The sequence below is a fragment of the Flavobacterium sp. GNP011 genome, assembly GCF_056428925.1.
Genome location: NZ_JBWJVJ010000036.1, coordinates 1 through 3,949, shown reverse-complemented (window position 1 = coordinate 3,949; position 3,949 = coordinate 1). Strand labels below are relative to the sequence as shown.

At 40.6% G+C, this 3,949-nt stretch carries 1 protein-coding gene; it reads left to right on the top strand.

The window, feature by feature from the left end; translation table 11 throughout:
- The coding region (locus AC061E_RS16390) for a beta strand repeat-containing protein (protein ID WP_478287220.1) at positions 1–3,949 on the top strand (3,949 nt) is incomplete at both ends.

The following is a 3,949-nucleotide window of genomic DNA, read 5'->3' as shown; positions in this document are numbered from 1 at the left end:
GGAATTGATAAAACGATGGTGGGATTATCGAATGTAGACAACACTAGCGATGCGAACAAACCAGTTTCTACGGCAGCGCAAACTGCTTTAGATTTGAAGGCAAATTTAGCTTCACCAACTTTTACAGGAACGGTTTCGGGAATTGATAAAACAATGGTTGGATTATCCAATGTGGATAACACCAGCGATGTAAATAAACCAGTTTCAGCTGCTGCTCAAACCGCATTAGATTTAAAAGCGAATTTAGCATCGCCAACATTTACAGGAACGGTTTCGGGAATTGATAAAACAATGGTTGGATTGTCAAATGTAGATAACACCAGCGATGCAAACAAACCAGTTTCAGCTGCTGCGCAAACTGCTTTAGATTTGAAGGCAAATTTAGCTTCACCAACTTTCACAGGAACGGTTTCGGGAATTGATAAAACGATGGTTGGATTGTCGAATGTAGATAACACCAGCGATGCCAATAAACCAACTTCAGCAGCAACACAATCAGCATTAGATTTAAAAGCAAATTTGGCTTCGCCAACATTTACAGGAACCGTTTCGGGAATTGATAAAACAATGGTGGGATTGTCGAATGTCGATAATACAAGCGATGCGAACAAACCCGTTTCTACAGCAACACAATCAGCTTTAGATTTAAAAGCGAATTTGGCTTCACCAACTTTCACAGGAACGGTTTCAGGAATCGATAAAACGATGGTAGGATTGTCGAATGTCGATAATACCAGTGATGCCAACAAACCCGTTTCAGCTGCTGCACAATCAGCTTTAGATTTGAAAGCAAATTTAGCTTCACCAACTTTTACAGGAACTGTTTCAGGAATTGATAAAACAATGGTTGGATTATCCAATGTGGATAACACCAGCGATGTAAATAAACCAGTTTCAGCTGCTGCTCAAACCGCATTAGATTTAAAAGCGAATTTAGCTTCACCAACTTTCACAGGAACCGTTTCTGGAATTGATAAAACTATGGTTGGTCTTGGAAATGTTGACAACACCAGCGATGCCAATAAACCAACTTCAGCAGCAACACAATCAGCTTTAGATTTAAAAGCGAATTTAGCATCGCCAACATTTACAGGAACGGTTTCGGGAATTGATAAAACAATGGTTGGATTGTCAAATGTAGATAACACCAGCGATGCAAACAAACCAGTTTCAGCTGCTGCGCAAACTGCTTTAGATTTGAAGGCAAATTTAGCTTCACCAACTTTCACAGGAACGGTTTCGGGAATTGATAAAACGATGGTAGGATTGTCGAATGTGGAAAACACCAGCGATGTGAACAAACCAACTTCAGCAGCAACACAATCTGCTTTAGATTTGAAAGCAAATTTAGCTTCACCAACTTTTACAGGAACGGTTTCGGGAATTGATAAAACGATGGTTGGACTTGGAAATGTGGACAACACCAGCGATGCGAACAAACCAGTTTCTACGGCAGCGCAAAACGCATTAGATTTAAAAGCGAATTTGGCTTCACCAACTTTCACAGGAACGGTTTCAGGAATCGATAAAACGATGGTAGGATTGTCGAATGTCGATAATACCAGTGATGCCAACAAACCCGTTTCAGCTGCTGCACAATCAGCTTTAGATTTGAAAGCAAATTTAGCTTCACCAACTTTTACAGGAACGGTTTCTGGAATCGATAAAACGATGGTGGGATTATCAAATGTAGACAATACCAGCGATGCGAACAAACCCGTTTCTTCTGCTACTCAAACTGCTTTAAATTTAAAAGCACCATTGAACTCACCAACTTTTACAGGAACGGTTTCAGGAATTGATAAAACGATGGTAGGATTGTCGAATGTGGACAATACCAGCGATGCAAACAAACCAACTTCAGCAGCAACACAATCAGCTTTAGATATAAAAGCCAATTTAGTTTCGCCAACTTTTACAGGAACGGTTTCGGGAATTGATAAAACGATGGTTGGTTTGGCAAACGTTGATAATACTTCGGATGCGAACAAACCTGTTTCTGCTGCTGCGCTAACTGCCTTGGATTTAAAAGCAAATTTAGCTTCGCCAACATTTACAGGAACGGTTTCAGGAATTGATAAAACAATGATTGGCTTAGCAAACGTTGATAATACTTCGGATGCCAACAAACCTGTTTCTGCTGCTGCACAAACTGCCTTAGATTTAAAAGCAAATTTAGCTTCACCAACTTTTACAGGAACCGTTTCTGGAATTGACAAAACGATGGTTGGATTGTCGAATGTAGATAACACCAACGATGCGAACAAACCCGTTTCTACAGCAACACAATCAGCTTTAGATTTAAAAGCGAATTTAGCTTCACCAACTTTCACAGGAACCGTTTCTGGAATTGATAAAACTATGGTTGGTCTTGGAAATGTTGACAACACCAGCGATGCCAATAAACCAACTTCAGCAGCAACACAATCAGCTTTAGATTTAAAAGCGAATTTAGCATCGCCAACATTTACAGGAACCGTTTCGGGAATCGATAAAACGATGGTTGGGTTATCGAATGTGGACAATACCAGCGATGCCAACAAACCAGTTTCTACGGCTGCGCAATCAGCCTTGGATTTAAAAGCAAATTTAGCCTCGCCAACTTTCACAGGAACTGTTTCGGGAATTGACAAAACGATGGTTGGATTGTCGAATGTGGACAATACCAGCGATGCCAACAAACCAGTTTCTACGGCTGCGCAATCAGCCTTGGATTTAAAAGCAAATTTAGCCTCGCCAACTTTCACAGGAACTGTTTCGGGAATTGACAAAACGATGGTTGGATTGTCGAATGTGGATAACACCAGCGATGCCAACAAACCAGTTTCAGCTGCTGCGCAATCATCCTTGGATTTAAAAGCAAATTTGGCTTCGCCAACTTTTACAGGAACGGTTTCGGGAATTGATAAAACAATGGTTGGCTTGGCGAATATAGACAACACCAGCGATGCCAATAAACCAACTTCAGTAGCAACACAATCAGCTTTAGATTTAAAAGCCAATTTAGCTTCGCCTACTTTTACAGGAACCGTTTCGGGAATTGATAAAACTATGGTTGGCTTAGCAAACGTTGATAATACTTCGGATGCAAACAAACCTGTTTCAGTTGCTGCGCAAACCGCTTTAGATTTAAAAGCAAATTTAGCTTCACCAACTTTTACAGGAACGGTTTCAGGAATCGATAAAACGATGGTTGGCTTAGCAAACGTTGATAATACTTCGGATTTAAATAAACCAGTTTCTTCTGCTACTCAAACTGCTTTAGATTTAAAAGCACCATTGAACTCACCAACATTTACAGGAACGGTTTCGGGAATTGATAAAACGATGGTTGGATTATCGAATGTAGATAACACCAGCGATGCGAACAAACCAGTTTCAGCTGCTGCGCAATCATCCTTGGATTTAAAAGCAAATTTAGCTTCGCCAACATTCACAGGAACCGTTTCAGGAATTGATAAAACGATGGTTGGACTTGGAAATGTGGACAACACTAGCGATGCGAACAAACCAGTTTCTACGGCAACACAATCAGCTTTAGATTTAAAAGCAAATTTGGCTTCGCCAACTTTTACAGGAACGGTTTCGGGAATTGACAAAACGATGGTTGGATTGTCGAATGTGGATAACACCAGCGATGCCAACAAACCTGTTTCAGCATCAACGCAATCAGCCTTGGATTTGAAAGCAAATTTAGCTTCACCAACTTTTACAGGAACTGTTTCAGGAATTGATAAAACGATGGTGGGATTATCGAATGTAGACAACACTAGCGATGCGAACAAACCAGTTTCTACGGCAGCGCAAACTGCTTTAGATTTGAAGGCAAATTTAGCTTCACCAACTTTTACAGGAACGGTTTCGGGAATTGATAAAACAATGGTTGGATTATCCAATGTGGATAACACCAGCGATGTAAATAAACCAGTTTCAGCTGCTGCTCAAACCG